The 2942-nt window shown below is 69.2% G+C and carries 3 protein-coding genes and 1 pseudogene; 3 read left to right on the forward strand and 1 reads right to left on the reverse strand.

The window, feature by feature from the left end:
- Positions 1 to 198 (reverse strand): annotated as a pseudogene (locus VGB60_RS05010) (cell envelope biogenesis protein OmpA); the annotation flags it as partial.
- A gap of 448 nt (positions 199 to 646) precedes the next feature.
- Between VGB60_RS05010 and argB the strand changes: the two are divergent.
- From argB to VGB60_RS05025, 3 genes are all read left to right on the forward strand, one after another.
- Positions 647 to 1573, forward strand: a complete 927-nt coding sequence (gene argB / locus VGB60_RS05015; RefSeq protein ID WP_331037171.1) for an acetylglutamate kinase — start codon at positions 647 to 649, stop codon at positions 1571 to 1573.
- Entirely contained in the window at positions 1570 to 2262 is a 693-nt protein-coding gene (locus VGB60_RS05020; protein ID WP_331037172.1) for a pyrimidine 5'-nucleotidase, read from the forward strand. Before argB ends, VGB60_RS05020 begins: the two co-directional genes overlap by 4 nt.
- Positions 2262 to 2942 (forward strand): 2,3,4,5-tetrahydropyridine-2,6-dicarboxylate N-succinyltransferase (locus VGB60_RS05025; protein WP_331037173.1); only part of this gene is annotated, 681 nt, incomplete at its 3' end. The genes VGB60_RS05020 and VGB60_RS05025, both read left to right, overlap by 1 nt.

Here is a 2942-nt window from a genome sequence, read left to right on the forward strand (position 1 = left end):
GAACGCGGCCCAGTCGGCCTCAGTGCCGATGTTGAACGCCGCTCCGGTCGTCTGCGAACGCGTCTCCACGTCGCCCAGAGTGTGGTAGCCCGCGTCGATCGCGCCATACCAGCCGTTCGGCTCAGCCGCCGCAGCGCCGGCCGAGAGGGCCAGAGCCCCCGCCGCGCTGGTGGCCATGATGAAAGTCTTTACGCGCATGGGTGGATGCCCTCCGCAGCCCAAATGAATTTTGTGACGGCGTTCGAGCCGCCGCTGCGCCCTCTTAACAGCCCCGCTGGCGCAGGTCGAGACAGATACGCCGATATCCAGGAAGCGTGGCCATATAGCTACAAGGCGAATGTTCCGTCCGGAACGACGTCTCGCAAGGGCTCTAGCCGCCGCCTGTGCGGCTGTTCGCCCTTCCCGTCCCATCACAGACCGGACAGGCCTCGCCGGTCGGCGTGGCCCCCATCCCCCGGCATTCCGGGCACGTCGCCGCGTCAGGCCTCTGAACCGAGGCCGGATCGGCGGGATCTTCGGGCGTCATTCCGCGGTCGTCTATGTCGGTCGGGTTCATGACGAGCGGAACGGGCCGGGGGCGCCGCGGTTTCATCCGCCTGCTTTCGGGATGACAGGGCGGGGCCTTGGCGCTACGGACCCGCTCATCATGGACGAGATCGAACGGCAATCCGACGGGCGCGGCTGGGACACGGCGAAGACGCTCGCCGAGGCCCTCCCCTATATCCAGATCTACGACCGCGAGACGGTGGTCATCAAATACGGCGGCCACGCCATGGGCGAGAGCGCCGTGGCCCGGCAGTTCGCGGCCGACGTGGTGCTGCTGAAGCTGATGGGCGTCAATCCGGTCGTGGTGCACGGCGGGGGGCCGCAGATCAGCGCTATGCTGGACAAGGCCGGAGTGAAGTCCTCCTTCGTGGACGGCCTGAGGGTCACCGACGCCGACACCATGCAGGTGGCCGAGATGGTCCTGTCGGGGGCGGTGAACAAGGAAATCGCCCACTGGATCACCATGGCGGGCCAGGAGGCGGACGTGCGCGGCGTCGGTCTGTCGGGCAAGGACGCCGGCCTGCTGACGGTCGAGAAGACCCGCCGGACGCGCCGCGATCCCGACAGCATGATCGAGCACGAAATCGATCTGGGCCTCGTGGGCGAGCCGACGCGCGTTGACCCGAAGCTGATCGTGCGTCTGCTGGAGTCGGACGCCGACTGGGTCCCGGTTATCGCGCCGATCGGCGTGACGGCCGACGGTCAGACCTTCAACGTCAACGCCGACACGGTGGCGGGCGCCCTCGCCGGGTCGCTGAAGGCCAAGCGGATGTTGTTGCTGACCGATGTGGCGGGGGTGAAGGGCGCCGACGGGGAGATCATCCGCCAGATGAACGTCGCCGAGGCGGCCCGGCTGATCGAGGATGGAACCGCCACCGGCGGGATGATCCCCAAGCTGGAGACCGCCATCGCCGCCGTGCGGGACGGCGTCGAGGCCGTAGTCATCCTCGACGGGCGGCGCCCGCACGCCATGCTGGTCGAGCTGTTCACGGAGCATGGCGCCGGCACGCTGGTGCAGGCGGAATGAGCGCGGAGCGCACGCCGGCGACGGAACTCGGCGCCGACCTGCGCCATGTCCGCAGTTGGATCTTCGATCTCGACGACACCCTGTATCCGCCCGAGAGCCAGTTCATGGGGCTGATCCAGCAGCGCATCAACGACTACGTCGTGCGTACCTCGGGCCTGCCGGCGGACGAGGCGCTGGCGGTGCAGAAGAGCTATCTGCGCGACTACGGCACTTCTCTGGCGGGCCTGATGGCGCACCACAGGATCGATCCGGCCGACTTCCTGCACGAGGTGCACGACGTGCCGCTCGACCTCCTGACGCCCGACCCTGGACTGAGGGCCGCGCTTGAGCGGCTGCAGGGGCCGCGCGTCGTCTTCACCAACGGCTCCACGGCCCATGCGCGGCGCGTCGTGGAAAAGCTGGAGCTGGCGGATCTGTTCGACGGCCTGTTCTCACTCGAGGACGCCGACCTGATCCCCAAGCCCGACCCCCGCACCTTCGCTCGCATGGCGGAACGCTTCGGCGTCGATCCGGCCTCGGCCGCCTTCTTCGAGGACACGGTGCGCAATCTGCGGCCGGCGCACGAACTGGGCATGACCACGGTGCTGGTCGGGCCGCACGCCTTCGAGGCCGACGCGCCGTTCGCCGACCACCGCGCGGCCGCCCTCGGCCCCTTCCTCGCCACCGCCCGCCTGCCCGGAGACGCCTGATGACCGATCTCGTCGCCCTCGAAGCCGCGATTGAGGCCGCTTGGGAGGATCGGGCGGCGATCTCGCCCCGGACGGGCGGCGAGGGGCGCCACGCCGTCGAATTGGCGCTGGAGCTTCTTGATTCGGGCCAGGCGCGGGTGGCCTCGCGCGCCGCGGACGGCGTCTGGACCACGCACCAGTGGCTGAAGAAGGCGGTGCTGCTGTCGTTCCGCCTGAACGACAACGAACTGGTCCGGGGCGGCGACCGCGGGCCGGCCAGCCACGCGCCGGGCGTCGGCCCCTGGTGGGACAAGGTCCCGAACAAGTTCGGCGACTGGAGCGCTAATCACTATCAGGAAGCGGGCTTCCGCTCGGTCCCGGGTTCGATCGTGCGGCGCGGCGCCTTCATCGGGCGCAACGTCGTGCTGATGCCCAGCTTCGTGAACATCGGGGCCTACGTCGACGAGGGGTCGATGGTCGACGCCTGGGCCACGGTCGGCTCCTGCGCACAGATCGGCAAGAACGTGCACCTGTCCGGCGGCGCCGGCATCGGCGGGGTGCTGGAGCCGCTGCAGGCGAACCCGACGATCATTGAGGACGGCTGCTTCATCGGCGCCCGCGCCGAGGTCGCCGAGGGCGTCATCGTGCGCGAGGGCGCCGTTCTGGCGATGGGCGTCTATCTGTCCGGCTCGACCAAGATC

This window comes from Brevundimonas sp. (assembly GCF_036399195.1).
Lineage (GTDB): Bacteria > Pseudomonadota > Alphaproteobacteria > Caulobacterales > Caulobacteraceae > Brevundimonas.

What these genes read in the sequence shown, in the direction of transcription:
- argB (WP_331037171.1), top strand. Translation starts at nt 647, where the DNA reads ATGGACGAGATCGAACGGCAATCCGACGGGCGCGGCTGGGACACGGCG.
- VGB60_RS05020 (WP_331037172.1), top strand. Translation starts at nt 1,570, where the DNA reads ATGAGCGCGGAGCGCACGCCGGCGACGGAACTCGGCGCCGACCTGCGC.